Annotated in this window: 24 protein-coding genes, 4 tRNA genes, 3 rRNA genes and 1 pseudogene; 23 read left to right on the top strand and 9 right to left on the bottom strand. The window is 44.1% G+C overall.

Going from position 1 to position 24268, the window contains the following annotated elements; translation table 11 throughout:
- Window positions 1–329: 329 nt before the first annotated feature.
- The 3 genes from MHB69_RS02765 (at window position 330) to MHB69_RS02775 (ending at window position 3098) form a co-directional block, all read left to right on the top strand.
- Window positions 330–935 (top strand): TetR/AcrR family transcriptional regulator, encoded by a 606-nt coding sequence (locus MHB69_RS02765; RefSeq protein ID WP_034284099.1) that lies wholly within the window; start codon window positions 330–332, stop codon window positions 933–935.
- A gap of 31 nt (window positions 936–966) precedes the next feature.
- Window positions 967–2169, top strand: coding sequence for a tetracycline resistance MFS efflux pump (locus tag MHB69_RS02770; protein ID WP_034284096.1), 1203 nt, complete (start codon window positions 967–969; stop codon window positions 2167–2169).
- A gap of 140 nt (window positions 2170–2309) precedes the next feature.
- Window positions 2310–3098: a GNAT family N-acetyltransferase gene (locus MHB69_RS02775; protein WP_342495978.1), complete on the top strand. Its 789-nt coding sequence runs from the start codon at window positions 2310–2312 to the stop codon at window positions 3096–3098.
- Here MHB69_RS02775 and MHB69_RS02780 read toward each other — a convergent pair.
- On the bottom strand, window positions 3090–3563 hold the full coding sequence (locus MHB69_RS02780) for a GNAT family N-acetyltransferase (protein WP_342495979.1): 474 nt from the start codon (window positions 3561–3563) through the stop codon (window positions 3090–3092). The genes MHB69_RS02775 and MHB69_RS02780 overlap by 9 nt on opposite strands.
- 41 nt (window positions 3564–3604) lie before the next feature.
- Here MHB69_RS02780 and MHB69_RS02785 point away from each other — a divergent pair, with 41 nt between their 5' ends.
- On the top strand, window positions 3605–3874 hold the full coding sequence (locus MHB69_RS02785) for a YesK-like family protein (protein WP_087978837.1): 270 nt from the start codon (window positions 3605–3607) through the stop codon (window positions 3872–3874).
- On the opposite strand, the gene MHB69_RS02790 is transcribed toward MHB69_RS02785, so the two are convergent.
- From MHB69_RS02790 to MHB69_RS02800, 3 genes are all read right to left on the bottom strand, one after another.
- Complete coding sequence (locus MHB69_RS02790) at window positions 3871–4410, bottom strand: GNAT family protein (RefSeq protein ID WP_326136021.1); 540 nt, start codon at window positions 4408–4410, stop codon at window positions 3871–3873. The genes MHB69_RS02785 and MHB69_RS02790 overlap by 4 nt on opposite strands.
- Window positions 4407–4802 carry a VOC family protein gene (locus MHB69_RS02795; protein WP_024425420.1) on the bottom strand — a complete coding sequence of 132 codons (396 nt, stop codon included), beginning with the start codon at window positions 4800–4802 and terminating at the stop codon, window positions 4407–4409. The genes MHB69_RS02790 and MHB69_RS02795 overlap by 4 nt, the downstream gene beginning before the upstream one ends.
- A gap of 68 nt (window positions 4803–4870) precedes the next feature.
- Window positions 4871–5494, bottom strand: a complete 624-nt coding sequence (locus MHB69_RS02800) for a GNAT family N-acetyltransferase (protein WP_046314005.1) — start codon at window positions 5492–5494, stop codon at window positions 4871–4873.
- A 149-nt stretch (window positions 5495–5643) separates the two neighbouring features.
- On the opposite strand from MHB69_RS02800, the gene MHB69_RS02805 reads away from it, so the two are divergent.
- From MHB69_RS02805 to MHB69_RS02830, 6 genes are all read left to right on the top strand, one after another.
- Window positions 5644–6195, top strand: coding sequence for a TetR/AcrR family transcriptional regulator (locus MHB69_RS02805; protein ID WP_034284083.1), 552 nt, complete (start codon window positions 5644–5646; stop codon window positions 6193–6195).
- A gap of 85 nt (window positions 6196–6280) precedes the next feature.
- Window positions 6281–6823, top strand: coding sequence for a dihydrofolate reductase family protein (locus MHB69_RS02810; protein WP_342495980.1), 543 nt, complete (start codon window positions 6281–6283; stop codon window positions 6821–6823).
- A gap of 108 nt (window positions 6824–6931) precedes the next feature.
- Window positions 6932–7405 carry a MarR family transcriptional regulator gene (locus MHB69_RS02815; protein WP_034284080.1) on the top strand — a complete coding sequence of 158 codons (474 nt, stop codon included), beginning with the start codon at window positions 6932–6934 and terminating at the stop codon, window positions 7403–7405.
- Window positions 7389–8012 carry a nitroreductase family protein gene (locus MHB69_RS02820; RefSeq protein WP_034284077.1) on the top strand — a complete coding sequence of 208 codons (624 nt, stop codon included), beginning with the start codon at window positions 7389–7391 and terminating at the stop codon, window positions 8010–8012. The genes MHB69_RS02815 and MHB69_RS02820 overlap by 17 nt, the downstream gene beginning before the upstream one ends.
- Before the next feature lie 17 nt (window positions 8013–8029).
- Window positions 8030–9082: an LLM class flavin-dependent oxidoreductase gene (locus tag MHB69_RS02825; RefSeq protein WP_024425426.1), complete on the top strand. Its 1053-nt coding sequence runs from the start codon at window positions 8030–8032 to the stop codon at window positions 9080–9082.
- A 350-nt stretch (window positions 9083–9432) separates the two neighbouring features.
- Window positions 9433–9726 carry a hypothetical protein gene (locus MHB69_RS02830; protein ID WP_034284074.1) on the top strand — a complete coding sequence of 98 codons (294 nt, stop codon included), beginning with the start codon at window positions 9433–9435 and terminating at the stop codon, window positions 9724–9726.
- Between the two features lie 33 nt (window positions 9727–9759).
- Here MHB69_RS02830 and MHB69_RS02835 read toward each other — a convergent pair whose 3' ends face one another.
- Window positions 9760–10323 carry an XRE family transcriptional regulator gene (locus MHB69_RS02835; protein WP_034284073.1) on the bottom strand — a complete coding sequence of 188 codons (564 nt, stop codon included), beginning with the start codon at window positions 10321–10323 and terminating at the stop codon, window positions 9760–9762.
- Window positions 10324–10433: 110 nt separating this feature from the next.
- On the opposite strand from MHB69_RS02835, the pseudogene MHB69_RS02840 reads away from it, so the two are divergent.
- Window positions 10434–11021, top strand: a pseudogene (locus MHB69_RS02840) (LysE family transporter).
- A 4-nt stretch (window positions 11022–11025) separates the two neighbouring features.
- Here MHB69_RS02840 and MHB69_RS02845 read toward each other — a convergent pair.
- Window positions 11026–11577, bottom strand: coding sequence for a GNAT family N-acetyltransferase (locus MHB69_RS02845; protein WP_034284071.1), 552 nt, complete (start codon window positions 11575–11577; stop codon window positions 11026–11028).
- Between the two features lie 126 nt (window positions 11578–11703).
- On the opposite strand from MHB69_RS02845, the gene MHB69_RS02850 reads away from it, so the two are divergent.
- Both MHB69_RS02850 and MHB69_RS02855 read left to right on the top strand, forming a co-directional pair.
- Complete coding sequence (locus tag MHB69_RS02850; RefSeq protein WP_342495981.1) at window positions 11704–11889, top strand: CsbD family protein; 186 nt, start codon at window positions 11704–11706, stop codon at window positions 11887–11889.
- 148 nt (window positions 11890–12037) lie between these two features.
- The gene (locus MHB69_RS02855) at window positions 12038–12700 is read left to right on the top strand and encodes an O-methyltransferase (protein ID WP_342495982.1); all 663 of its coding nucleotides are present in this window, start codon (window positions 12038–12040) and stop codon (window positions 12698–12700) included.
- Between the two features lie 36 nt (window positions 12701–12736).
- Here the strand turns inward: MHB69_RS02855 and MHB69_RS02860 are convergent, their stop codons facing one another.
- Window positions 12737–13063 (bottom strand): AzlD domain-containing protein, encoded by a 327-nt coding sequence (locus MHB69_RS02860; protein ID WP_101677108.1) that lies wholly within the window; start codon window positions 13061–13063, stop codon window positions 12737–12739.
- Window positions 13060–13785 carry an AzlC family ABC transporter permease gene (locus tag MHB69_RS02865; protein WP_041116816.1) on the bottom strand — a complete coding sequence of 242 codons (726 nt, stop codon included), beginning with the start codon at window positions 13783–13785 and terminating at the stop codon, window positions 13060–13062. The genes MHB69_RS02860 and MHB69_RS02865 overlap by 4 nt, the downstream gene beginning before the upstream one ends.
- 297 nt (window positions 13786–14082) lie before the next feature.
- Here MHB69_RS02865 and MHB69_RS02870 point away from each other — a divergent pair, with 297 nt between their 5' ends.
- A complete protein-coding gene (locus MHB69_RS02870) occupies window positions 14083–14958 on the top strand; it encodes a DMT family transporter (RefSeq protein WP_034284064.1) in 876 nt (291 codons plus the stop codon).
- A gap of 62 nt (window positions 14959–15020) precedes the next feature.
- Window positions 15021–16040, top strand: a complete 1020-nt coding sequence (locus tag MHB69_RS02875; protein WP_120209044.1) for a S66 peptidase family protein — start codon at window positions 15021–15023, stop codon at window positions 16038–16040.
- A gap of 35 nt (window positions 16041–16075) precedes the next feature.
- Here MHB69_RS02875 and gltP read toward each other — a convergent pair whose 3' ends face one another.
- Window positions 16076–17326, bottom strand: a complete 1251-nt coding sequence (gene gltP / locus MHB69_RS02880; RefSeq protein WP_024425437.1) for a glutamate-aspartate/proton symporter GltP — start codon at window positions 17324–17326, stop codon at window positions 16076–16078.
- Window positions 17327–17695: 369 nt separating this feature from the next.
- Between gltP and MHB69_RS02885 the strand changes: the two genes are divergently transcribed.
- From MHB69_RS02885 to thiL, 8 genes are all read left to right on the top strand, one after another.
- A tRNA-Arg gene (locus tag MHB69_RS02885) sits at window positions 17696–17772 on the top strand.
- A gap of 11 nt (window positions 17773–17783) precedes the next feature.
- Window positions 17784–17857 (top strand) — tRNA-Gly (locus MHB69_RS02890).
- A gap of 132 nt (window positions 17858–17989) precedes the next feature.
- Window positions 17990–19538, top strand: a 16S ribosomal RNA gene (locus tag MHB69_RS02895).
- 182 nt (window positions 19539–19720) lie between these two features.
- Window positions 19721–22651: ribosomal RNA gene (locus tag MHB69_RS02900) — 23S ribosomal RNA — on the top strand.
- 61 nt (window positions 22652–22712) lie between these two features.
- Window positions 22713–22828, top strand: a 5S ribosomal RNA gene (gene rrf / locus MHB69_RS02905).
- Together the 16S, 23S and 5S rRNA genes with 4 tRNA genes alongside form the textbook arrangement of a ribosomal RNA operon.
- An 18-nt stretch (window positions 22829–22846) precedes the next feature.
- Window positions 22847–22923: transfer RNA gene (locus tag MHB69_RS02910), tRNA-Met, on the top strand.
- Between the two features lie 4 nt (window positions 22924–22927).
- Window positions 22928–23004 (top strand) — tRNA-Asp (locus MHB69_RS02915).
- Between the two features lie 273 nt (window positions 23005–23277).
- Window positions 23278–24255: a thiamine-phosphate kinase gene (thiL, locus tag MHB69_RS02920; protein ID WP_342495983.1), complete on the top strand. Its 978-nt coding sequence runs from the start codon at window positions 23278–23280 to the stop codon at window positions 24253–24255.
- The last annotated feature ends 13 nt before the right edge of the window (window positions 24256–24268 follow it).

Consider the following 24268-nt stretch of genomic DNA (forward strand, 5'->3'; position numbering starts at 1 on the left):
TCACCGGTATATCCACTTTTTCATCAAAAAGGGACATAGTATACTTCCCATGACCCCTGCACATTCATAAAATGTGGTTGGTTTGAATTTGAACACGTAGTACACCAAAGTAGCCATGAAAAGGTCGCAGAAGAAAAATACATATAAGTCCTTTTTGGTGATAGCGCAAATGACTGTTTTGTTTGTTTTCACATGGATCACTCCTTATGAAGTCGATGACTTTTTCATTGTATTATAAGGAAAATCCATTTATAATTAAAAAATAAACCAACTGGTCGGTTTTATTTAGTCTGCATGAAGAAATGCAGGGTAGAAAGGGATTGTGACACATGACAAGTACACAAAGCGGGGCTGGAAAGAGTGAGAAGACGAAGCAAAAAATCGTCACCGCTTCACGTGATTTATTTGCAAAAAAAGGTTATTCAGAAACATCCGTGCGCGATATTTTAGAGGCTGCTGAGGTGAGTAAAGGCAATCTCTATCATCATTTCAAAGGAAAAGAGTTTTTGTTTCTTCATATTATGGAAGAGGATCATCGTTTGATGATGGAAACGTGGCAAGAGGAGAAGAAAACACTGAACCGAGCTATCGACAAGCTTGCCGGGTTTGCAGAACTGCTCAGTCAAATGGGCATTAACTACCCATTAATGAGAGCGAGTGAGGAATTTTGTGCCAGTGCCTTTACATCAGACGAAGTCATGGAACGGCTGAACAAGATTGATGTCGATTTTGATGATGTGATGAGAGATATCTTACTTGAAGGAAACAAAGATGGCAGCTGGTCAATCCAGCATGTGGAGTCAAAAGTGAAAATATTACTTTCCGTTTTTTATGGATTAGACGTGTTATATAAAAATGACACCATCGAGCAGAAGAAAGAGTTACAAAAAGAGGCGATCTCATTGTTTATTCACGGAATCAACCATCATGAGTAACAAGTGAGTCAGTAAAGGGGAAACAAACATCATGCAAAAACCGATTCGTGAGCAAAAAGCAGTACTCGTTATTTTATTAAGTAATATATTTATTGCGTTCTTAGGCATCGGTCTCATTATTCCTGTCATGCCGCTATTCATGAATGTCATGCATCTAACAGGAAGTACAATGGGATACCTTGTGGCGGCGTTTGCCGTTGCTCAGCTCATCGCATCACCTATTGCAGGTAGATGGGTAGACCGCTACGGAAGAAAGATTATGATTGTGTCTGGGCTGTTTCTATTCGCATTATCAGAACTCGTTTTTGGTCTTGGTACACACGTGTATGTTCTGTATGTTGCAAGGCTTCTAGGCGGTATTAGTGCGGCATTTATTATGCCGGCTGTCACTGCGTATGTCGCAGATATTACGACCGTTCAAGAAAGATCAAAGGCGATGGGTTATGTCTCTGCGGCCATTAGTACCGGTTTTATCATTGGCCCGGGAATTGGCGGGTTTATTGCAGAATACGGCGTACGCCTGCCATTCTTCTTTGCGGCAGGGATTGCGTTTATTGCCGTTATTTCGTCTATGTTTATGCTGAAGGAGCCTTTAACAAAAGAAGAGCGAGCGAAGCAAATGAATGAAGTGAAAGAATCGACTTTCTTTAAAGATTTGAAAAAATCAATTCATCCAAGCTACCTCATCGCCTTTATCATTGTGTTTGTCCTCGCATTTGGACTATCTGCATATGAAACAGTCTTTAGCTTGTTCACAAATCATAAGTTTGGATTTGGTCCAAAAGATATTGCCGTGATCATTACCGTCAGCTCGATTGTGGCTGTCATCATACAAGTACTTGTTTTTGGTAAACTGGTAAATGCCCTAGGTGAAAAAAGAGTCATTCAGCTATGTCTGATTATCGGGGCTGTCCTTGCTTTCGTTTCAACTGTTGTTTCAGGCTTTTTGGTTGTTCTGATTGTCACATGTGTCATTTTCCTTGCCTTTGATTTATTACGTCCAGCATTAACGACCTTCTTATCTAAAATTGCTGGCAACCAGCAAGGATTTGTCGCAGGAATGAACTCCACCTACACAAGCCTAGGTACGATTTTCGGGCCGGCACTTGGCGGCATCTTATTTGACCAAAATATTCACTTCCCATTTCTATTCGCAGGTGTTGTCTTATTTCTTGGATTAGGCTTAACCCTGATTTGGAAGGGAAAAGTGTCAGAAGAGGCAGCGGCAGAATAATGTCATGCAGAAGTAAGAGACCTTTTAACTAAGGTCTCTTTTTTAAATTGCGCTATTGATGCAGAAGAATTCATTTTGCTGAAAAGAGACCTGAATGTCAGCAGCTTTTTCTTTATAATGGAAGGAAAGGAGGAGAAATCGTGCATCTCTTAGAACGGCAAAAGACACCATCAATGAAAAAAGGAATTCGGCAGATTGATCCGGCATATCCAGTGTTTGTAGATGCGGTCATGGATGGTTTTATTCAAGGAAATCTTTATGTAGATAATGAAGCGCATCCGCTTGTTTATTTTCTCGAAGCTTCATGCGGCATTTATTATGTAGCAGGAAGGAGTGAAGCGGAGCTGTTACGCTCCTCAGCCTTTATCGTGGATGTGTACGAAAGGCAGAAAAGACAAAACGGCCGATTTACCATATTTTCAGCAAATCCATTAACAGATGCGATGATGAAAAAATGTCTTGGGTCACATCTGAATGAAATGGAAAGACATGCGTACGTTTATTCACAGGCATATTCTCATGCCACTCAGTCTCATCAAGGCTATAGAGTAGAGCGGACAAATGAGCAGGTGATGACTGCAAGCAGGACTTTTCCTCCCAGCTATTACGAAGCCTATTGGGGAGAAACAGCTCGTTTTCTATCAAAGGGAATCGGGATTGCCATTTTAGATGGAGAGAACGTGGTAAGTGAATGTGTCTCTATTTTTTCAAGTAAGGATCGTGCGGAGATAGATATTTGGACAGATGAAACATATCGAGGAAAAGGTTTGGCGCTGCTGGCAGCTCAGCATATGATCAGCATCTGTCTTGAAAAAAAGAGGACACTGCATTGGGATTGCGATGTCCATCACCTAGCTTCAATCAAACTAGCAGAGAAGTTAGGCTTTCAGAGGCTCAAAACCTATCGATTGTTTTATGGTTCAAGATGAGAAGGTTTTGAGATACCAAGCATCCATTGCAGAATGCTCAGAGCCTTCAAGCGGTTCTGAAAGAAGAGAAAAGCCATACCGCTGATAAAGGCCTATAGCCGCTGTTAATTCCCGGCGGGTTTCTAAATAACACGCTTCGTAGTATGTAGAGGCATATTCCAGCGCCGTATCCATCAGTTTTTTGCCCGCACCTTTTCCTTGTGCTTTTGGACTTAAATAAAGCTTTTGTAATTCACATACTCCATTTGTAAATGGAGCAATCCCTATACCGCCCACAATCTCACCCTGCTCTTCAGCAATCCAATAGCCTGCATGAGTCAATGATTGATAGTATTCGAAAAGCTGGTCAAGTTGGGGGTCAGTGTAGGCTGTTCCTTCAATCGCTAGATTCGCTGATTCTAGTGAGCTGCGGATAATCGCTGCGATATACGGGTTGTCTTTTTGCTCAATGGGTCTAATATTCATTTGAAGTACCTCCATTGTTATGGGTTAGGAGTTGATATCACATGTTCTGGCTGCAAACCGCCTTTTTTACAATCGTTGTTTTGTGTCTCTCATGGTGGGCAGGGAAAAGACGCCGGCAGCGCCATGCGAGGTTCATTGTCCCTATATGCTTGATTTTATTTGGTTTGGTTTTATTGATTGTCAGTTTTTTTATTGGAAGATGGGAAGGCATGGCGCTTAGTCTAGCGAGTGTCTCTATCGTTCTATCTTCCATTATTTGTTTAATCATCGTCACTGGGATTCAATTTTTTAAAAAAGACGACTTTTCTTAAACAGGAGCATCTGTATTCATCATGTGGTTATATTCTTCACGAAGGATGCCCATGATGATGACATCTGAGTATGTACCGTTGAAATAGAGCGCTTGGCGTCTTTTTCCTTCATATTGAAATCCGGCTTTCTCATAGCTTCGAAAGGCCCTTGGATTGTGGGAAAAGACTTCAAGCTCAAGACGGTTGAGTTCTAATGTGTCAAAGGCAAATGCTTGAACCATCCGAACCGCTTCAGTGCCATATCCCTTTTGAAAATGCTCCGGCCCGTGAAGCGCAATGCGGAAGCTTGCCGTATGATTGAATGGATCAATGTCCACAATCGCCGCATCCCCAATCATCTCTTTCGTGTCTAGCAGACAAATAGCGAAATCTCGTCTGCTGTCATCTTGCAAAAAGCGGGTATAGGCGGAGCGGATTTCTTCTAGTGTGAACGTTTTGCGTGTGCCAGTCATATAAAGTGTCTCTGCATGCTGGCATCCTCTTTGAATACCAGGATAATCTTGCTCTTCAATCGGTCTCAAAAATATACGAGTCATGACGGATCACCCTCCTCTATATATCGAGAGATTTCAATTAAATTCAGATCAGGATCACGGATATAAACAGATTCAATTGGACCTAATGTACCGGTGCGTCTGACCGGCCCCTCTTCAATGGGGACCACTTGCTTCCGGAGGTGCAGCAGCAAACTGTCCATGTCTAAATCGGTGATAAAGCACAAATCATGAGATCCAGGAAGAGGATGAGCCGCTTTTGGCTCAAATTCATGACCAGCTTCATGAAGGTTGATTTTCTGTAAACCAAAACGAAGCGCTTTACGGCCTTCACCAAAAGTTTCTTCCTTCATCCCTAATACGTTTGTATAAAAGCGAATGGTGTCCTCCATATGTTGTACAGTCAACACGATATGATCAAGTCGTCGTATCATCAGTCTCTCCTCCAAGTATGATCATTGATTGAACTGACTCTATTATATCATCACCTGACGAGGATACCTTATTTAATCACGGTTTTATAGCTCCAGCTTTCCAAGGACATTTCCTTTCCGCGCAGTACCCTTTCATCAAACTCCATCCAGCCATTTTTCCGGTAGAAATGACGATTGGCCTCGTTGTGTGTCATCAGTGTGAACAGTCCGCCGCCTTGCCGGGCGATAAAGGGAAAAAGGCATTGCCTTAACATGCGGCTTCCGAGTTTTTTCCCTTGCTCGTCTTTTGCCACGACAAGTGCTTCTAAATACCAGTAAGGCTGCTTTAAGGAAGAACATGCTTTTTTCGCCTCCTTTAACACACGGAACACATGCTGAACCGCCGATATACCGCCAGTGAAGAGCAGCTTTAACCCACCTGACAGCACATAATCCATGACGCCTGGTTCAGGAAGACGCGGATGCTTTAAAAGAGCAGCAGTCACAATTTTTTCGTTCTCAACCCCGACCAAACAGATTTGATGCTGAAAATACACCTTTGTATTGACCAAATGCAGTTGACGAGCGAAAGCAGACCGGTTTTTGACCTTTTCACATAATAGGTCAAAAAATGAATAGTCCTGAAACGAATCATCTAACAACTCTGCCACTTGAGGTAGTTCATCCTCTCTAGCAAGTCTGAAATGAAACATATGATGGTCCTCCTTTACTGAACACATATAGATTATTGAACATGTGTTGATTATAATAAGAAGTAAACCAATCGAACATCGGCAATGGATGAAATCCTGTTCATAAATAGACATTTGGCGCCTGATTGTTCAGCAATGGAGGGGATGTCATGAAGGACAGACGAACAATCAAAACAAAAAGAGCCATTCGGGAAAGCTTTCTTGAGCTGTTAAAGGAAAAGGAAGTGCAGCAGATTACGGTATCAGAGCTATCAAGGAAAGCGGATTTAGGCAGGGGAACCTTTTATTTGCACTATCAAGATGTGTTTGATTTATATGAACAGCTTGAGAAAGAACTATTCGATCAGCTCGGGGGATTATATGATGAAACCTTTCCAAGTCAGGACCCTCTTGATATGCTTTCCTTTTTAAACAAAACGACGGAGTACTTGAAAGAGAATCAATCTATGTTGACGTTATTTGTAAAACCAAATGGCCCAACCACCAATCAATTCAAAGCATTTTTCAAAGAAAAAATCATGAAAGAGTGGCAGCATGATCAGCGGCCGATTACAGAAAATGAACAAATCGAGGCCTCTTTTGTCGTGTCTGGTGTCGTGGGTGTACTCGAGGAATGGATTCACGAAGAAATGACCATTGATGCCGGCAAACTCGCGCATAAATTATACGAGCTTCTCGTCAAGGTGGAACAGGAATCGTAAAAAGGGAGAAAGTTATGTAGCCTTTGTCTTTCCTTTTTGATAAAATAGAATATATGTTCTTATTCGGAGTAAGGGAGTGGTGGGATTGAGTGAGAAAAGGAAGCTGTTTTTTTATGGGGCGATGAGTATCGATGGATATTTAGCGAGAGAGGATCACCGGCTCGATTGGCTGATAGGGACAGAGGGCGAAGAAGAAACGAGCTATGACACCTTTTATGCGTCAGTCGATACGCTGATCATGGGGCGCAATACATATGAACAAGTGCTTCAGCTATCACCAGATGGGTTTCCTTATGAAGGAAAGACTTGTTATATCATGTCACGTACGTTACAAGACAGTTTGGAAGGAACGCATATCATTCGCGAAGATATCTTATCATTTGTCAAAAAATTAAAGAATGAAACAGGCCGGCATATTTGGATTGTCGGCGGCGGGGGACTGCTTCAATCTTGCATACAAGCAAGATTGGTTGATGAGCTTTTTCTTCAAATCGTACCTGTCATGATTGGAAGAGGAATTCCTCTATTTTCACCGGCGGATCTGGAATCTAGGTTTTCATTACAGGGAGTACATCAATACAAGCAAATTGCTGAAATGCATTTTATCTTAAAAGAAGAGGATCACTGAACCAAGGTGGTCTTTTTTTTATGAAATAAACTCGTTGACAAGAAAATATCCTAGTGTTAGGATAAATTTATCCTAGTTTTAGGATTTCTTGAAAAAGGAGTAGTTGCCATGGTGCAGCATGATCATGAATTAGATTTAAGGCTATTCCGCGTGTGGATGAAAGCCTATCAAGCCCTTTTTACAAATATCCAAAAAGACATTGAACGTTATGATATCGGATTTGAAAACTTTCAAATCCTAGAATTGCTCTACAGTAAAGGGCCTCAGCCTGTTCAAAAAATCAGCGACATCCTGTCAATCCCAAGTGGAAGCATGACATATGTCGTGAACAAACTAGAAAAACAAGAACTGGTGAAAAGGCAATGTGCGCCTTCAGATAAGCGGGTCTTTCATGTACGGCTGACGGAAAAAGGGAAGCAATTGTTTGACGACATTTTCCCTAAACACACAGAGGTCATTTCACAAAATCTAGCCTTTATTGAAATAGAAGAAAAAGAGCAGCTCATTGAATTACTGAAAAAAATCGGTTTAGGTGCAAAACAACTTCGCGAAAAGGGGAAACAAGATGACACTCAGCTTTGATACGTTGGTACGTGAAAGACGATCCGCATCAAATTTTTTGCCAAATATCTCGATTTCGAGAGAAGAGCTTAACAGCATATTTGAAGAGGTCAAGCTGGCACCATCCGCTTTTAACTTACAGCACACACAATATGTTGTCGTCCAAACAGAAGAGCTGAAAGAACAAGTAAGAGAAGCGGCATTTGGACAATATAAAGTGCACTCTGCTTCAGCAGCGATCATCGTACTCGGAGATCCAAATGCTTATGAGCACGCAGGGAACATATATGAAGGCCTAAAAATGCTAGGCATTATCAATGCGCAGCAATATGAAGAAATGGTCAGAGAGACCGTGAGCTTTTATGAGCAGAGAGGAGCAGATTTCCAGAAGGAAGAGGCAATCCGCAATGCTTCATTATCTGCCATGCTGTTTATGCTTGCCGCTAAAAATAAAGGCTGGGATACTTGCCCGATGATCGGTTTTGATCCCGAAACAATGAAAAAGGTATTAAACATTCAATCAGATTTGGTTCCTGTGTTAATGATTACACTCGGAAAAGAAAAAGTAGAGAGCAGACAAGCGAGAGGCTATAGAAAGCCAGTTTCTGAATTTGTGACATATTTATAAGATAGGGGGTTCCCATCATGGAACTAGGAATTAGTACATTTGTTGAAACAACACCCGATTTTCAAACAGGAAAAACAGTCAGTCACGCACAGCGTATTCGAGAAGTAGTAGAAGAAATTATTTTAGCAGATCAAGTCGGTCTCGATGTATTTGGCGTAGGTGAGCATCACCGTGAGGATTTCGCCGCATCGAATCCAGCTGTCGTCTTAGCGGCTGCAGCCACACAAACAAAAAATATTCGTCTGACAAGTGCAGTGACAGTCCTTTCATCAGCAGATCCTGTTCGTGTCTTTCAGGATTTTGCAACGCTGGATGGACTATCAAACGGACGTGCAGAAATTATGGCAGGCCGTGGTTCATTTATTGAATCATTTCCGCTCTTTGGCTATGACCTGGATGACTATGAAGAATTATTTGAAGAAAAGCTTGATTTGCTGCTCAAATTACAGCAGTCAGAGCGTGTCACATGGAGCGGAAAGCACCGCCCGTCCATTCAGGATGTTGGCGTGTATCCAAGACCTGTTCAAGATCCGCTTCCAATCTGGATCGGCAGTGGAGGAAACCGTGAATCCGTCGTACGTGCTGGATTACTAGGGTTACCACTTGTACTTGCAATCATTGGCGGTAGTCCTAGACAGTTCGCACCGCTCGTTCAGCTGTACAAGCAAGCGGCAGTGCACGCTGGACATGACCCTGAGAAATTAACTGTAGCATCACATTCTCATGGATTTGTTGCGGCAGAAACAGACCTGGCAGCAGATCAATTCTTCCCATCTACACAGCATGTGATGAACACATTAGCGAGAGAGCGAGGCTGGGGACCTTATACTCGTTCTACGTTTGATGCAGCCAGAACTTTAGAAGGCGCGCTGTATGTAGGAGATCCAGATACCGTGGCAGAGAAAGTCATTCACCTTAGAAAAAATGTAGGCATCACACGTTTTATGCTTCATGTACCGGTTGGTTCAATGCCGCATGATCAAGTGCTAAAAGCCATTGAGCTATTTGGAAAAGAAGTGGCTCCTAAAGTAAGAGAAGAGGTTGCCCGCTGGGAAGCAGAGCAAAAATAAATAAAAAGGCCGATCAAGAGAATAGGCTTGATCGGCTTTTTCTTATGCTTAAGGATCAATGACACATGGTTTCACTGTAGGACATGAGGCGGCAGAAGCAAATGGTGTGGTCGTCAAAGTGAAGAGGAAAACAAGTTGAAAACAGATGAGCCATTTTTTCATGAAATCACCTCCGTTCACAATTGTTTCACTAGATTGAGATGAGGATAAAAGCATAGAAGTATGTAACACGCTCTATCCAGCATAAGACAATGATATCATAATTTTCAAAATAATTAAAAAATAAACTTACAAAAGTTCTAAATTATGGTATAGTTTATACGTTCAACAAAAAAGGGAGGGATTTTTTTATGAAAAAGGTCATGTCTTCTGTTTTGGTTGGAGCAATTGTCTTAACGGGTGCTGGAGTCACAATTGCTCCAGTGGAAGCAAAGGAGCAAACAAACAGTGAAATAACGGCTCAGGCCAGTCGAACTGTTTCAGTAACAAGAACATATACGACATCAAACATCCCAGAAAGTATTGTATATGCAGAGGATGGCTGGGTCGGGATTTTAAAACAAACCTCTATTAAAGAATTAGGATTAGGAAAATATAGTGTCACATTTACTGGAACAGTGGTACGCGATCCAGGATTTAATTAAATAAAACGCAAAGCTGACAGGTGGACAAGCCTGTCAGCTTTTTTCATGAGGATAATAAAGAATCATTTGCATTCGGACCATTTGTTCCCCGGTTTGTTGATACGTGTGCGTCCGGTCCGCTTTAAAACGAATAGAGTCTCCGGCTTTTAAGGTGTATTGTTCATCACCAATGGATAAATCAAGGACTCCCTCAAAAACAGTGATCAATTCCTCTGTTCCCCCAATGTGTTCACTCGCACGAAGCGACCCGCCTCGATCAATTTCCACTCGGTACATTTCAAATTTCCCCCGGTTATCAAAAGGAAAAGTCGTGTACACACGATATCGTCCGTCGTCCTCAGTTAAAACCTGTGCATCTTCCTTGCGTACTACCTTGATTTCAGGCTGCGGTGAGTGAATGAGCTCACTAAAAGATACTTTTAATCCGTTGGCGATTTTCCACAAAGTCGTGATGGTAGGGGTCGATTCTCCTCTTTCAATTTGTCCAATCATCGTCTTGCTGACACCAGTTAATTCTGCCATCTTTTCGAGGCTTAATTTTTTTTGATCTCTAAGTAGCCTCACATTTTTAGAAATAATCGATTGTACGTCTTCCATGAAAAAAACTCCTTTCTCTATTTACTTTATAAAGACCGAACGTTACAATAAAACACAACATACGCAATAAAGTAATTAAAGTCTATATAACGTATAAGGGAGGCGGCATTTTGATTGTATCCATGTTGATCTATGCTTTTGTTAGCAGCTTTACCCCAGGGCCCAACAACATCATGGCCATGGTCTTTACGAATAAATACGGGGTCAAGTAAACATTTCGCTTTTGTTTAGGTGTGGGTATCGGATTTCTCGTTATTTTGTGTTTGAGCTGCTTCTTTAATCTCATTCTTTATCAAGTGATGCCGAAAATAGGCTGGGTTATGGCGTTCATCGGAGCTGCATACATGATTTATTTAGCGGTCAAAATCATGAAAAGTAAAGGCGGGGATGACGAAACACTTGATCGCTACAATCATTTTATCCCTGGTATGATGCTGCAATTTATCAACCCAAAAGCGATTTTGTATGGATTGACTGTGATTTCAACATTTGTTTTGCCATATGGACAATCTAATATGCAGTATGTCATATGGACGCTGATTCTCGCACTCATTGGCTTTCTCGGTACATTCAGCTGGAGCTTATTTGGCTCTTTGTATAAGCGTTTTTTGACTGCTTACGAAAAACCGTTCCAGTATGTGATGGGGCTGCTTCTGATATACAGTGCGATTTCAATGATATGGGGCTATGTGATGTAAGTAGTCAGGAGCTTGGCCGCTGTCTGCCCATCACAACAGTATCATAATATAATCCGTCACTCAGCCGTTTATCGTTTTTTAATACGCCTTCAATCAAAAAGCCGTGGTTCTCATATAACCGAATGGCTTTTTTGTTCGTTTCCAGCACTTGAAGTGACATCTTCTGAATACCCTGCTGATCTGCCCAGTCGATCGAAGCGGCTAAAAGCTCTTTCCCGATGTGATAGCCCCAAGCATCTTTCTGGATGGCGACGCCAAATGTCACTTTGTGAGCAGATCGCTTGAGTAAATGGCCCTCGCATCTTGAAAAACCGACAATTTTTCCTTCAATAGCAGCGACCAAAAATAAATGCCGGCTTTGTTTAGTATCCTCTTGAATCAAAGCCTCAAATGCTTTTTCATCAAGAAAGGCTTCGCCTGGTTCACGGTCTAAATATTCTGTTTCACCATCGATTTTCAGTCTGAGAGCTGATAACTGCTTGGCATCAGCCGCTGAAGCGGACCGAATATGATAGGTCAACCCACGAACTGTGAATATCTTTTTAGAGATGATCATTAATGAGAACACCCACCCTTCTTTCCAGTATGTCTATCATACCTGAAACGTGTACATCGCACACTCAGATGTTTTGTATCTTTCAAAAAGGCTAAATGAATAGTATCAAACGTGGAGGTGGAACAAATGAGTAAAGAAAAAGGACATATGGATAAAGCGAAAGGAAAAACAAATCGAGTCAAAGGTCAAGTCAAAGAAAAGCTTGGTGAAGCAGTCGATCATCAAAACTTGAAAGCAGAAGGGAAAAAGGATCAAGCAAAAGGAAAGCTTCAAGATAAAAAAGGGGATGTCAAAAATAAGCTGAACGAGTAGAACCGAAACTAGTAGGTTGCTTCATGTATTCCTCATCACATGTCTTTCATCAAAAAAATGAATAGATATGTGAAAAGAATTGATTATACGCTCTCACGATCATCATGTAGACTTGAGAGAGAAGACATAATCAAGGGAGATGGATGAAATGGAGCACGTGTGGGAGAAAGTCGACGAGTATATCACAGACAAGCTGATCCCTAAAGATGATGTATTGGAGCAAACCCTTACTCATAATAAGCAAGCGGGTCTGCCAGAAATTGATGTGTCACCAGCCCAAGGGAAAATGCTTTATTTATTAGCAAAAACGAAGAATGCAAAGCGCATTTTAGAAATCGGGACACTCGGTGGATACAGTACTATTTGGCTGGCCCGTGCTCTTGAAGAGGATGGGGAACTCATCACGTTAGAGGCTGTCAGCCATCATGTACAGATCGCACAGCAAAACATCAGCAGAGCGGGCTTATCAGAACGGGTGAGCATTTTGGAAGGAAAGGCATTAGATACGTTATCTCAGTTAAAAGAGAAGGCTGCGCTTCCATTCGATTTCATTTTCATTGATGCAGATAAACCGAACAATCCGAAATATCTGAAGTGGGCGTTAGATTTCTCGAAAAAGGGAACAGTCATTATTGCAGACAATGTCGTCAGAAATGGTGCAGTCCTTCATAACTCTGATGAGGATGAACGAGTACAAGGAACTCGTGAATTTTTCGATTTACTCAAACAAGAGCCGAGAATAGAGGCAACAGCGATTCAAACTGTTGGGGAAAAAGGTTATGATGGATTTGTATACGGAATCGTCAAATGAAACAAAGCTTAACCACATGTGGTTAAGCTTTTTCTTTTAGAAAAACCATCTAGCAATGCCCATCAGCATGACGCCGACAAGAACAGTAAGTGACAAGCTTTTTGTCCAAACAGCAATGAGTACAGTAGGAGTCAAGACAGCCAGATACATCCAGTGGATAGTGACGCCTGTGCCTGTTGTTGTATGGATGAAGAGATGCTCTGCAATCAAAGCTGCAAAGATACAAATAGGAATAAACGATAACCATTTCAGCACCACTTCAGGCAGCTGAATACTCCGTACAAATATAAAGGGTACGACTCTCGGAATGACGGTGACGATCATACAACCAACAATGAGCCATAACATAAAGCTGCTGATCATTTATCTGTCACCACCCCAATGGTTGCGACAAGTACAGTAGCTATGAGAACAGCCACATGTGATGGAACAAAATGAAGCAGAACAAACATGGCAACGACCATATACAAGACAAGCGACAGGCGATGAGTTAACTTATTTTTGGGTACTGTCTGTAACGAAAGGACTAGCAGTGCGGCAAACATCGCTGATAAAGCAAAATCAAGACCAAGCGCTTCAGGATTTGAAATCCAGTGTCCAAAAATGCCGCCAAGTATGCAGGCTGCAATCCAGCATAAATACGCCGTTATGTTCAGTCCGTGCATCCACCTGTTATTCAGCTTTCCTTGCTGCGCTAATTTATTCATCGCTACACCGAAGGATTCATCAGTCAGCAAAAGACCGAACCCAATATTTTGTTTCACAGAGTAGCGTGTAAAATGAGGAGCAAGCGTCAGGCTGAGCAATAAATGACGCAGATTCACAATAAATGTGGTGAAAATAATAGCAGAAAGGGGACTCCCTGTCACAAGCAGTGCACAGATAATAAACTGTGAAGCACCTGCGTAAATAAAAATCGATAAAAGCGCAATGTCCCATATACTTAACTGTGCGCTAATTCCAACAATTCCGAAGGCAAACCCAATACTCATATAACCGAGCAGGGTTGGCACACAATCTTTTATTCCCTCAAGAAACGGTTCATGTTCCGTGCTGGGAATGTGTTTCCTCGCTTCAATATCCAACGTCCTCTACTCCTTTTCTCCGTGGCCACCAATAGTTTTACTTACTATATGAAAACGAATTCAGCATGTCAATACCCGTTTATCTTCTATTATATGAAGAAAAATGGTGACAAAAAAGGATTGAAGTCAACCAGAATTTGTTATAAAGTAGTCTGAAAATAAAAACAAATGAGGTGACGACAATGCTATGGAAGCCTTTATTTGAACATGATGTACCAAACACCCTCCGTCCATAACGGAGAGTGATCTCCGTTTGTGGATATGGCGGTCAATATATCCAGTAACGGAGGGGAAAAGATGAAGGAAAAATATATAGGCGCCCTTTACCTAGCAATCGCTGCAAGTATTTGGGGCGGCATGTACGTTGTTGTCAAAGTAACAGTAGCGGTGGTTCCGCCGCTTGAGCTTGTATGGATGAGATATGCTGTAGCAGGAATCGTGCTGGTGTGCACCATTTGGCGCTTGGGCTATTCCTTTCGATTAGATAAAAAAGATATCCCGCTTGTTGTCATGATCGGATTGATCGGAAATTTCCTATCAATTGTGACCCAAGAAATTGGCACCATGTATACGTCGGCACAAATGGGGGCTGTGATTACATCTGCGACCCCTGCTTTTATGGTGCTGTTTGCGTTCTTTCTATTAAAAGAAGCTATGACTGTTCGAAAGTGCGCATCCATCCTGCTTGCGACAGCAGGTGTATGGCTCATGATTGGACCAGTCGCAGTGCAAACAGATGAATTTGTTGGCGGTCTTTCATTAGTTTTCGCTGCTTTAACTTGGGCGCTGATGTCTGTTTTGCTGAAACGAGTTCCAGGAAAATACCCTCAAGTCGTGACGACCACATATGCGATCATCATTGCATTCATTGTCTTAACACCACCTGCTTTATTTCGTTTACCTCATCTAGATGTGGAGCAGATGGCCAGGCCAGAGATTTGGGGCGGTATTCTCTATCTAGGCATCATCTCAACAGCTCTAGCATTCTTTTTGTGGAATAGAGGGCTTCAATTGATGGATGCCTCGAGCGGCGGTCTGTTCTTCTTCTTTCAACCGATCGTAGGGACAGCTCTTGGCTGGCTGCTTTTAGGTGAAGAGATGGGGATACGCTCATTCATTGGGATTCTGTGTATCTTTGCAGGAGTCTATACTGTATTGCGTCAAAAGGAATAAAAGAAGATGTCCCTTCTAACAGGGGCATCTTCTTTATAAATGAGAGAGGGTAGGGAAACAGGATGATACAATTTCCGCATTTGCAAAAAGGACAAACAATTGGCGTCACAGCACCTTCGTCAGGTGTACAGCCATCTTTGCATGACATGTTTCAGCTTTCATGTGAACGAATGAAACATAGAGGCTATGATGTTATATGTGGAGAGACGGTCTGGCATCAGGAAAAGGCAAAATCTGCCCCTGCGATAGAACGAGCAAACGAACTTCAGTACATGATGACATGTGAGGAGATTGACCACATCATCCCGCCATGGGGAGGACAGCTGCTTATGGAAGTGTTAGAGCACCTCGATTTCTCATCCATGCAAAAAAAGTGGATTCTAGGATACTCAGATACGAGTGCACTCCTGCTGGCGTTGACATTAAAAACAGGCATTGCTACAGCGCATGGGCCGAACCTAGTAGATCTTCAGGGAGAAGAGCTTGATCAAACGACTGTCATGTGGGAAGAGGTGCTTTCAACAAAAGGGGAAATGGCCATAAGCCAGTTTTCTTCATCTATGTATCAAAAGGAATGGAAGCGTGACGATCCGATTAAACATGTCTTTCATTTAACAGAATCTACTGCATGGCATACGGTTGATCAACAAGAAAAGATGGTAAAGGGAAGACTGCTGGGTGGCTGCATTGATGTCATACGTCATTTAGCAGGGACACCTTATGGGGACGTCAAAACTTTTCAGAAAACATTCATAAACGATGAACCAATTCTCTGGTATTTCGAAAACTGCGAATTAAATGCTGCAAGCGTGAAGAGATCGCTTGTGCAATTAAAACTAGCAGGGTGGTTTGATCACTGTTCAGGTATGATGTTTGGGCGAAGTGCAGTAGATGTGCCTGTTGAAGGGTATCAGTATCAGGATATATATGAAGAATTACAAAAGGAACTACAAATCCCCATTTTTTACGATATAGATTGTGGGCATGTCCCGCCGCAAATGACGCTGATTAATGGGGCATATGCAGAAGTACAGCTGCAACCTCAAGGAAAAGCCGTACTTAAGCAAACATTTTTAGCATAAAAAAGGAAAGGGTGAACCCTTTCCTTCATATAACATTACATCCCTTTTGTTTCTTCACCCGCTTTAGGAACTTCCCACGCTGACTCACGGAATACTTTTTCCCATTTAGATACGACAATACATGCTACGGCATGCCCTGGAACATTCACGCCTGTTCGTGCCATATCCATAATTCGGTCAACACCGGCTATGATGGCAACGCCTTCTGCTGGAAGACCGACTGCATGAGCGGTTGCCAAAAGAACAACGAGTGAACCGGATGGCACAGCTGCAATACCTTTACTCGTTAACACAAGAACAAGCATCATCAAAAGCTGCTGTGACAGACTCATGTCGACACCAAACGCTTGTGCAAGAAATACGCAGGCAACCGATAAATATAAACTTGATCCGTCACAATTGAGAGAAAGACCAGATGGAATTACAAAGGAAACGATTCTTTTTGGACACCCGTATTTCTCCATTCGTTCCATCAATTGAGGAAGGACAGTTTCAGTACTCGTAGTAGAGAAGGCAACAAGGAACAAATCCCAAATCATTTTTAATACTTCGAAGTAGTTAAAACGGAAGATCAGTGCGACCAGAGGGAATAAAGCAAAGAGAATAATGAATAATCCTAAAAATACAGTCCCGACAAGCTTCATCATTGGGATTAATAAAACAATGCCATATTGGCCGACAGAAGCAGCCATTAATGCAAGAACCCCAATAGGTGCTGTCACCATCACCATCTGTGTGAGCTTAAACATGATTTGTGCCACTGATTCAAAGAAGGTGAGAACAGGAGCAGAAGCTTTACCGATGCCGCTTGCCGCTACACCAAATAAGATGGCGAAGAAAATGACAGCAAGTAAATCATTCTGAGCCATAACATCGACGATATTGGTTGGAATGATATCTAATACCATTTGTTTAAAGTCAACGACCTTCTCAGTATAACCATCTAATTCCCCAATATCTTTCTTAGCTAATTTAGAGAAATCGAGGCCAACCCCAGGCTTTAGCCCGTTTGCCAATAATAATCCGATCCCAAGAACGATGGTTGTGATGACCTCAAACCAAATGATCGTCTTTAATCCAAGGCTGCCCATTTTCTTCATGCCGCCGCTGCCGGCTGCACCAATAACAATGGTAGAGAAAACGATTGGAACAACGATCATTTTAATCAGCCTGATGAATCCATCTCCAATTGGCCTGAGTGCCATTCCGAAGTCAGGGAAGAAATGGCCGATAAGAGCTCCTATCACCAAAGCGATCATGATTTGAAAAGCGATAAACTTTTTCATCATCTCCTACCTCCTTTAAATGTCTGGAAAAGTATTAAGAATTTTCCAATAAATAAAAATTCTATGTGGCCATGTTTTGTCCTCCTTTGTATTTAGAAAGATTTTATTTAAGAATCATTGGAATTATGAAGAAAGAGAAGAAAATAGGGCTATTACATGTCTATTGATCTAAGAAAAAATCAATTTTAAAAAACATGAAACTTTTTTAGAAAAATGTATTGACCCTTTTATGTGATTCATGGTATATTTTTATTCGTCGCTGATGACGTATTTGAAACGCAGACGTTCACACACATGCGGCAAACAAATTTTAAAAAGATGTTGACTTAAGAAAAACGATATGTTAAGATAATTAAGTCGCCTGATTAAGCGCCCGTAGCTCAATTGGATAGAGCGTTTGACTACGGATCAAAAGGTTAGGGGTTCGACTCCTCTCGGGCGCGCCAATACAAACCACGCGGGTGTAGTTTAGTGGTAAAACCTCAGCCTTCCAAGCTGATGTCGTGAGTTCGATTCTCATCACCCGCTCCATTTTGAACATGATCTTTGAAAACTAAACAAGACAAAACGTACCTGTTAATTCGAGTTTTTATAAAAAAAATCCTATGAAACTTCATAGGTAGTCAGTCAAACTGGCGAAAAGCAAAACTTCGGTTTTGTACTTTTTCGGAGAGTTTGATCCTGGCTCAGGACGAACGCTGGCGGCGTGCCTAATACATGCAAGTCGAGCGGACAGAAGGGAGCTTGCTCCCGGATGTTAGCGGCGGACGGGTGAGTAACACGTGGGTAACCTGCCTGTAAGACTGGGATAACTCCGGGAAACCGGAGCTAATACCGGATAGTTCCTTGAACCGCATGGTTCAAGGATGAAAGACGGTTTCGGCTGTCACTTACAGATGGACCCGCGGCGCATTAGCTAGTTGGTGGGGTAATGGCTCACCAAGGCGACGATGCGTAGCCGACCTGAGAGGGTGATCGGCCACACTGGGACTGAGACACGGCCCAGACTCCTACGGGAGGCAGCAGTAGGGAATCTTCCGCAATGGACGAAAGTCTGACGGAGCAACGCCGCGTGAGTGATGAAGGTTTTCGGATCGTAAAGCTCTGTTGTTAGGGAAGAACAAGTGCGAGAGTAACTGCTCGCACCTTGACGGTACCTAACCAGAAAGCCACGGCTAACTACGTGCCAGCAGCCGCGGTAATACGTAGGTGGCAAGCGTTGTCCGGAATTATTGGGCGTAAAGGGCTCGCAGGCGGTTTCTTAAGTCTGATGTGAAAGCCCCCGGCTCAACCGGGGAGGGTCATTGGAAACTGGGAAACTTGAGTGCAGAAGAGGAGAGTGGAATTCCACGTGTAGCGGTGAAATGCGTAGAGATGTGGAGGAACACCAGTGGCGAAGGCGACTCTCTGGTCTGTAACTGACGCTGAGGAGCGAAAGCGTGGGGAGCGAACAGGATTAGATACCCTGGTAGTCCACGCCGTAAACGATGAGTGCTAAGTGTTAGGGGGTTTCCGCCCCTTAGTGCTGCAGCTAACGCATTAAGCACTCCGCCTGGGGAGTACGGTCGCAAGACTGAAACTCAAAGGAATTGACGGGGGCCCGCACAAGCGGTGGAGCATGTGGTTTAATTCGAAGCAACGCGAAGAACCTTACCAGGTCTTGACATCCTCTGACAACCCTAGAGATAGGGCTTTCCCTTCGGGGACAGAGTGACAGGTGGTGCATGGTTGTCGTCAGCTCGTGTCGTGAGATGTTGGGTTAAGTCCCGCAACGAGCGCAACCCTTGATCTTAGTTGCCAGCATTCAGTTGGGCACTCTAAGGTGACTGCCGGTGACAAACCGGAGGAAGGTGGGGATGACGTCAAATCATCATGCCCCTTATGACCTGGGCTACACACGTGCTACAATGGACAGAACAAAGGGCTGCAAGACCGCAAGGTTTAGCCAATCCCATAAATCTGTTCTCAGTTCGGATCGCAGTCTGCAACTCGACTGCGTGAAGCTGGAATCGCTAGTAATCGCGGATCAGCATGCCGCGGTGAATACGTTCCCGGGCCTTGTACACACCGCCCGTCACACCACGAGAGTTTGCAACACCCGAAGTCGGTGAGGTAACCTTTATGGAGCCAGCCGCCGAAGGTGGGGCAGATGATTGGGGTGAAGTCGTAACAAGGTAGCCGTATCGGAAGGTGCGGCTGGATCACCTCCTTTCTAAGGATATATGGAGCAGCGTACGTTTTCGTCTTGTTTAGTTTTGAAGGATCATTCCTTCAAAACATGTCTCTAGCGAGACAGGATTGTTCTTTGAAAACTAGATAACAATAAGTAATACATTCACATTGAATGCAATGCAAAGTTCATCACACATAGTGATTCTTTCTAAAGTAAGAAATGGTTAAGTTAGAAAGGGCGCACGGTGGATGCCTTGGCACTAGGAGCCGATGAAGGACGGGACGAACACCGATATGCTTCGGGGAGCTGTAAGCAAGCTTTGATCCGGAGATTTCCGAATGGGGAAACCCACTGCTCGTAATGGAGTAGTATCCATACTTGAATACATAGAGTATGAGAAGGCATACCCGGGGAACTGAAACATCTAAGTACCCGGAGGAAGAGAAAGCAAATGCGATTCCCTGAGTAGCGGCGAGCGAAACGGGAACAGCCCAAACCAAGAGGCTTGCCTCTTGGGGTTGTAGGACACTCTATACGGAGTTACAAAGGAATGATATAAGCGAAGAGGTCTGGAAAGGCCCGCCAAAGAAGGTAACAGCCCTGTAACTGAAATGTCGTTCTCTCCAGAGTGGATCCTGAGTACGGCGGAACACGTGAAATTCCGTCGGAATCCGGGAGGACCATCTCCCAAGGCTAAATACTCCCTAGTGACCGATAGTGAACCAGTACCGTGAGGGAAAGGTGAAAAGCACCCCGGAAGGGGAGTGAAATAGATCCTGAAACCGTGTGCCTACAAGTAGTCAGAGCCCGTTAACGGGTGATGGCGTGCCTTTTGTAGAATGAACCGGCGAGTTACGATCCCGTGCAAGGTTAAGCAGAAGATGCGGAGCCGCAGCGAAAGCGAGTCTGAATAGGGCGCATGAGTACGTGGTCGTAGACCCGAAACCAGGTGATCTACCCATGTCCAGGGTGAAGTTCAGGTAACACTGAATGGAGGCCCGAACCCACGCACGTTGAAAAGTGCGGGGATGAGGTGTGGGTAGGGGTGAAATGCCAATCGAACCTGGAGATAGCTGGTTCTCTCCGAAATAGCTTTAGGGCTAGCCTCAAGGTAAGAGTCTCGGAGGTAGAGCACTGATTGGACTAGGGGCCCCTACCGGGTTACCGAATTCAGTCAAACTCCGAATGCCGATGACTTATCCTTGGGAGTCAGACTGCGAGTGATAAGATCCGTAGTCGAAAGGGAAACAGCCCAGACCGCCAGCTAAGGTCCCAAAGTATACGTTAAGTGGAAAAGGATGTGGAGTTGCTTAGACAACCAGGATGTTGGCTTAGAAGCAGCCACCATTTAAAGAGTGCGTAATAGCTCACTGGTCGAGTGACTCTGCGCCGAAAATGTACCGGGGCTAAACGTATCACCGAAGCTGCGGACTGTTCTTACGAACAGTGGTAGGAGAGCGTTCTAAGGGCTGTGAAGCCAGACCGGAAGGACTGGTGGAGCGCTTAGAAGTGAGAATGCCGGTATGAGTAGCGAAAGACGGGTGAGAATCCCGTCCACCGAATGCCTAAGGTTTCCTGAGGAAGGCTCGTCCGCTCAGGGTTAGTCGGGACCTAAGCCGAGGCCGAAAGGCGTAGGCGATGGACAACAGGTTGATATTCCTGTACCACCTCCTCACCATTTGAGCAATGGGGGGACGCAGGAGGATAGGGTAAGCGCGGTATTGGATATCCGCGTCCAAGCAGTTAGGCTGGGAAATAGGCAAATCCGTTTCCCATGAAGGCTGAGCTGTGATGGCGAGCGAAATTTAGTAGCGAAGTTCCTGATTCCACACTGCCAAGAAAAGCCTCTAGCGAGGTGAGAGGTGCCCGTACCGCAAACCGACACAGGTAGGCGAGGAGAGAATCCTAAGGTGATCGAGAGAACTCTCGTTAAGGAACTCGGCAAAATGACCCCGTAACTTCGGGAGAAGGGGTGCTTCTTAGGGTGTTAAAGCCCCGAGAAGCCGCAGTGAATAGGCCCAGGCGACTGTTTAGCAAAAACACAGGTCTCTGCGAAGCCGTAAGGCGAAGTATAGGGGCTGACGCCTGCCCGGTGCTGGAAGGTTAAGAGGAGCGCTTAGCGTAAGCGAAGGTGCGAATTGAAGCCCCAGTAAACGGCGGCCGTAACTATAACGGTCCTAAGGTAGCGAAATTCCTTGTCGGGTAAGTTCCGACCCGCACGAAAGGCGCAACGATCTGGGCACTGTCTCAACGAGAGACTCGGTGAAATTATAGTACCTGTGAAGATGCAGGTTACCCGCGACAGGACGGAAAGACCCCGTGGAGCTTTACTGCAGCCTGATATTGAATGTTGGTACAGCTTGTACAGGATAGGTAGGAGCCTTGGAAACCGGAGCGCTAGCTTCGGTGGAGGCATCGGTGGGATACTACCCTGGCTGTATTGACCTTCTAACCCGCTGCCCTTATCGGGCAGGGAGACAGTGTCAGGTGGGCAGTTTGACTGGGGCGGTCGCCTCCTAAAATGTAACGGAGGCGCCCAAAGGTTCCCTCAGAATGGTTGGAAATCATTCGCAGAGTGTAAAGGCACAAGGGAGCTTGACTGCGAGACCTACAAGTCGAGCAGGGACGAAAGTCGGGCTTAGTGATCCGGTGGTTCCGCATGGAAGGGCCATCGCTCAACGGATAAAAGCTACCCCGGGGATAACAGGCTTATCTCCCCCAAGAGTCCACATCGACGGGGAGGTTTGGCACCTCGATGTCGGCTCATCGCATCCTGGGGCTGTAGTCGGTCCCAAGGGTTGGGCTGTTCGCCCATTAAAGCGGTACGCGAGCTGGGTTCAGAACGTCGTGAGACAGTTCGGTCCCTATCCGTCGCGGGCGCAGGAAATTTGAGAGGAGCTGTCCTTAGTACGAGAGGACCGGGATGGACGCACCGCTGGTGTACCAGTTGTTCTGCCAAGGGCATCGCTGGGTAGCTATGTGCGGACGGGATAAGTGCTGAAAGCATCTAAGCATGAAGCCCCCCTCAAGATGAGATTTCCCATTCCGCAAGGAAGTAAGATCCCTGAAAGATGATCAGGTTGATAGGTCTGAGGTGGAAGCGTGGTGACACGTGGAGCTGACAGATACTAATAGATCGAGGACTTAACCTATATTCTAATGTGAAGCATGAACATTGTTATCTAGTTTTGAGAGAACATTCTCTCCATCAGGTTTGGTGGCGATAGCGAAGAGGTCACACCCGTTCCCATACCGAACACGGAAGTTAAGCTCTTCAGCGCCGATGGTAGTTGGGGGTTTCCCCCTGTGAGAGTAGGACGCCGCCAAGCTTGTTATCTTTATATCATCGCGGGGTGGAGCAGTTCGGTAGCTCGTCGGGCTCATAACCCGAAGGTCGCAGGTTCAAATCCTGCCCCCGCAACCAAAATGGTCCGGTAGTTCAGTTGGTTAGAATGCCTGCCTGTCACGCAGGAGGTCGCGGGTTCGAGTCCCGTCCGGACCGCCATTTTTATGACTTGTAAACGAAAACGTATAGTTTCGTTTTTTTTTATGTCTTTTTCTTTCTACAAGTGCCCAAGTTGCAATGAAATGATTTGTGTTTGGCTACACTATAAGAAAGAATAGATAGATTACCTCAACTCAGCCTGGTTTTTTCACACCAGGCTTTCTTTATATCATTTTTAGTTGGAACTGAGACTTATATTCGCTACACTAATACTAACTGTGTTTGACCTCATGTCTACTTAACCAATTGATTGCAAGAAGGGGCTGTCTTTTTATGGATGAATTTGATCTTATTCGCCGAATCACACCAAAAGATACATATCAGCGCTCTTTGATCATGGGCATCGGTGATGATGCAAGTGTTTATCAACCTCATTCACATTGTGAAGAGGTCGTTTGTGTTGATACAATGGTGGAGAATGTTCATTTTCGTTTTGACTTTTCCACACCATTTGAAGTTGGCTTTAAGGCGTTGGCAGTCAATGTCAGTGATATCGCTGCAATGGGAGGGACCCCAAAGTATTATCTTGTTTCAATTGCGATCCCGCCTCATGGTGATGAGACAATCGTCACGGAACTTTACGAGGGAATGAAAGCGTTGGCTGACTCTTATCATATGGATTTGATTGGTGGAGATACAGTGGCCACCCGCAGTGACTTTGTCATTACCGTGACGGTGATTGGTGAGGTTTCAAAGGGAAAAGCTTGTTATCGTCACAGTGCGCAGACTGGAGACGTTGTCTTTGTCACAGGTGAACTCGGTTCATCAGCTGCTGGGTTATCAATCTTAATGAACAAAGCAGCCTCTTCTAAGGCGGTCGATACTGATTTTTTTCTTAAGCGTCATAAAATGCCTCAGCCTCATATTGCTGCTGGACACATTTGTTCAAGTTTCCCGCGTGTGACCTTGAATGATGTGAGTGATGGACTAGCGAGTGAGTTGAATGAAATAGCCGAAGCGAGCTGTGTGATGATCGAGATAGAAGCTGATAAGCTTCCAATTCATCCAGATCTACAGGTGCTCCGCAAAGACTGGCTTGAATGGGTTTTGTTTGGGGGAGAAGATTTTGTTTTGACTGGTACGATACCAGAATCTGATTGGGAAAGCTTTGAATCGCAATGTCAAAAAGAAGGCATTCAGATCACACGTATTGGACAAGTCAAAGATGATCAAGCAGCCAGTGTTATGTTAAAAGACAATGATCAACAAACAATGTTAATGAAAAAAGGATATAATCATTTTAAGAAATGAGGTGACATCACCG

This window comes from Bacillus sp. FSL K6-0994 (assembly GCF_038630815.1).
Lineage (GTDB): Bacteria > Bacillota > Bacilli > Bacillales > Bacillaceae > Bacillus > Bacillus safensis.

Coding starts and splice junctions, on each gene's coding strand:
- MHB69_RS02800 (WP_046314005.1), bottom strand. CDS start 5,494: ATGTTTCATTTCAGACTTGCTAGAGAGGATGAACTACCTCAAGTGGCA.
- MHB69_RS02765 (WP_034284099.1), top strand. CDS start 330: ATGACAAGTACACAAAGCGGGGCTGGAAAGAGTGAGAAGACGAAGCAA.
- MHB69_RS02820 (WP_034284077.1), top strand. CDS start 7,389: ATGACACTCAGCTTTGATACGTTGGTACGTGAAAGACGATCCGCATCA.
- MHB69_RS02825 (WP_024425426.1), top strand. CDS start 8,030: ATGGAACTAGGAATTAGTACATTTGTTGAAACAACACCCGATTTTCAA.
- MHB69_RS02850 (WP_342495981.1), top strand. CDS start 11,704: ATGAGTAAAGAAAAAGGACATATGGATAAAGCGAAAGGAAAAACAAAT.
- MHB69_RS02805 (WP_034284083.1), top strand. CDS start 5,644: ATGAAGGACAGACGAACAATCAAAACAAAAAGAGCCATTCGGGAAAGC.
- MHB69_RS02870 (WP_034284064.1), top strand. CDS start 14,083: ATGAAGGAAAAATATATAGGCGCCCTTTACCTAGCAATCGCTGCAAGT.
- thiL (WP_342495983.1), top strand. CDS start 23,278: ATGGATGAATTTGATCTTATTCGCCGAATCACACCAAAAGATACATAT.
- MHB69_RS02855 (WP_342495982.1), top strand. CDS start 12,038: ATGGAGCACGTGTGGGAGAAAGTCGACGAGTATATCACAGACAAGCTG.
- gltP (WP_024425437.1), bottom strand. CDS start 17,326: ATGAAAAAGTTTATCGCTTTTCAAATCATGATCGCTTTGGTGATAGGA.
- MHB69_RS02785 (WP_087978837.1), top strand. CDS start 3,605: ATGTTCTGGCTGCAAACCGCCTTTTTTACAATCGTTGTTTTGTGTCTC.
- MHB69_RS02845 (WP_034284071.1), bottom strand. CDS start 11,577: ATGATCATCTCTAAAAAGATATTCACAGTTCGTGGGTTGACCTATCAT.
- MHB69_RS02875 (WP_120209044.1), top strand. CDS start 15,021: ATGATACAATTTCCGCATTTGCAAAAAGGACAAACAATTGGCGTCACA.
- MHB69_RS02835 (WP_034284073.1), bottom strand. CDS start 10,323: ATGGAAGACGTACAATCGATTATTTCTAAAAATGTGAGGCTACTTAGA.
- MHB69_RS02770 (WP_034284096.1), top strand. CDS start 967: ATGCAAAAACCGATTCGTGAGCAAAAAGCAGTACTCGTTATTTTATTA.
- MHB69_RS02830 (WP_034284074.1), top strand. CDS start 9,433: ATGAAAAAGGTCATGTCTTCTGTTTTGGTTGGAGCAATTGTCTTAACG.
- MHB69_RS02795 (WP_024425420.1), bottom strand. CDS start 4,802: ATGATACGACGACTTGATCATATCGTGTTGACTGTACAACATATGGAG.
- MHB69_RS02815 (WP_034284080.1), top strand. CDS start 6,932: ATGGTGCAGCATGATCATGAATTAGATTTAAGGCTATTCCGCGTGTGG.
- MHB69_RS02780 (WP_342495979.1), bottom strand. CDS start 3,563: ATGAATATTAGACCCATTGAGCAAAAAGACAACCCGTATATCGCAGCG.
- MHB69_RS02790 (WP_326136021.1), bottom strand. CDS start 4,410: ATGACTCGTATATTTTTGAGACCGATTGAAGAGCAAGATTATCCTGGT.
- MHB69_RS02860 (WP_101677108.1), bottom strand. CDS start 13,063: ATGATCAGCAGCTTTATGTTATGGCTCATTGTTGGTTGTATGATCGTC.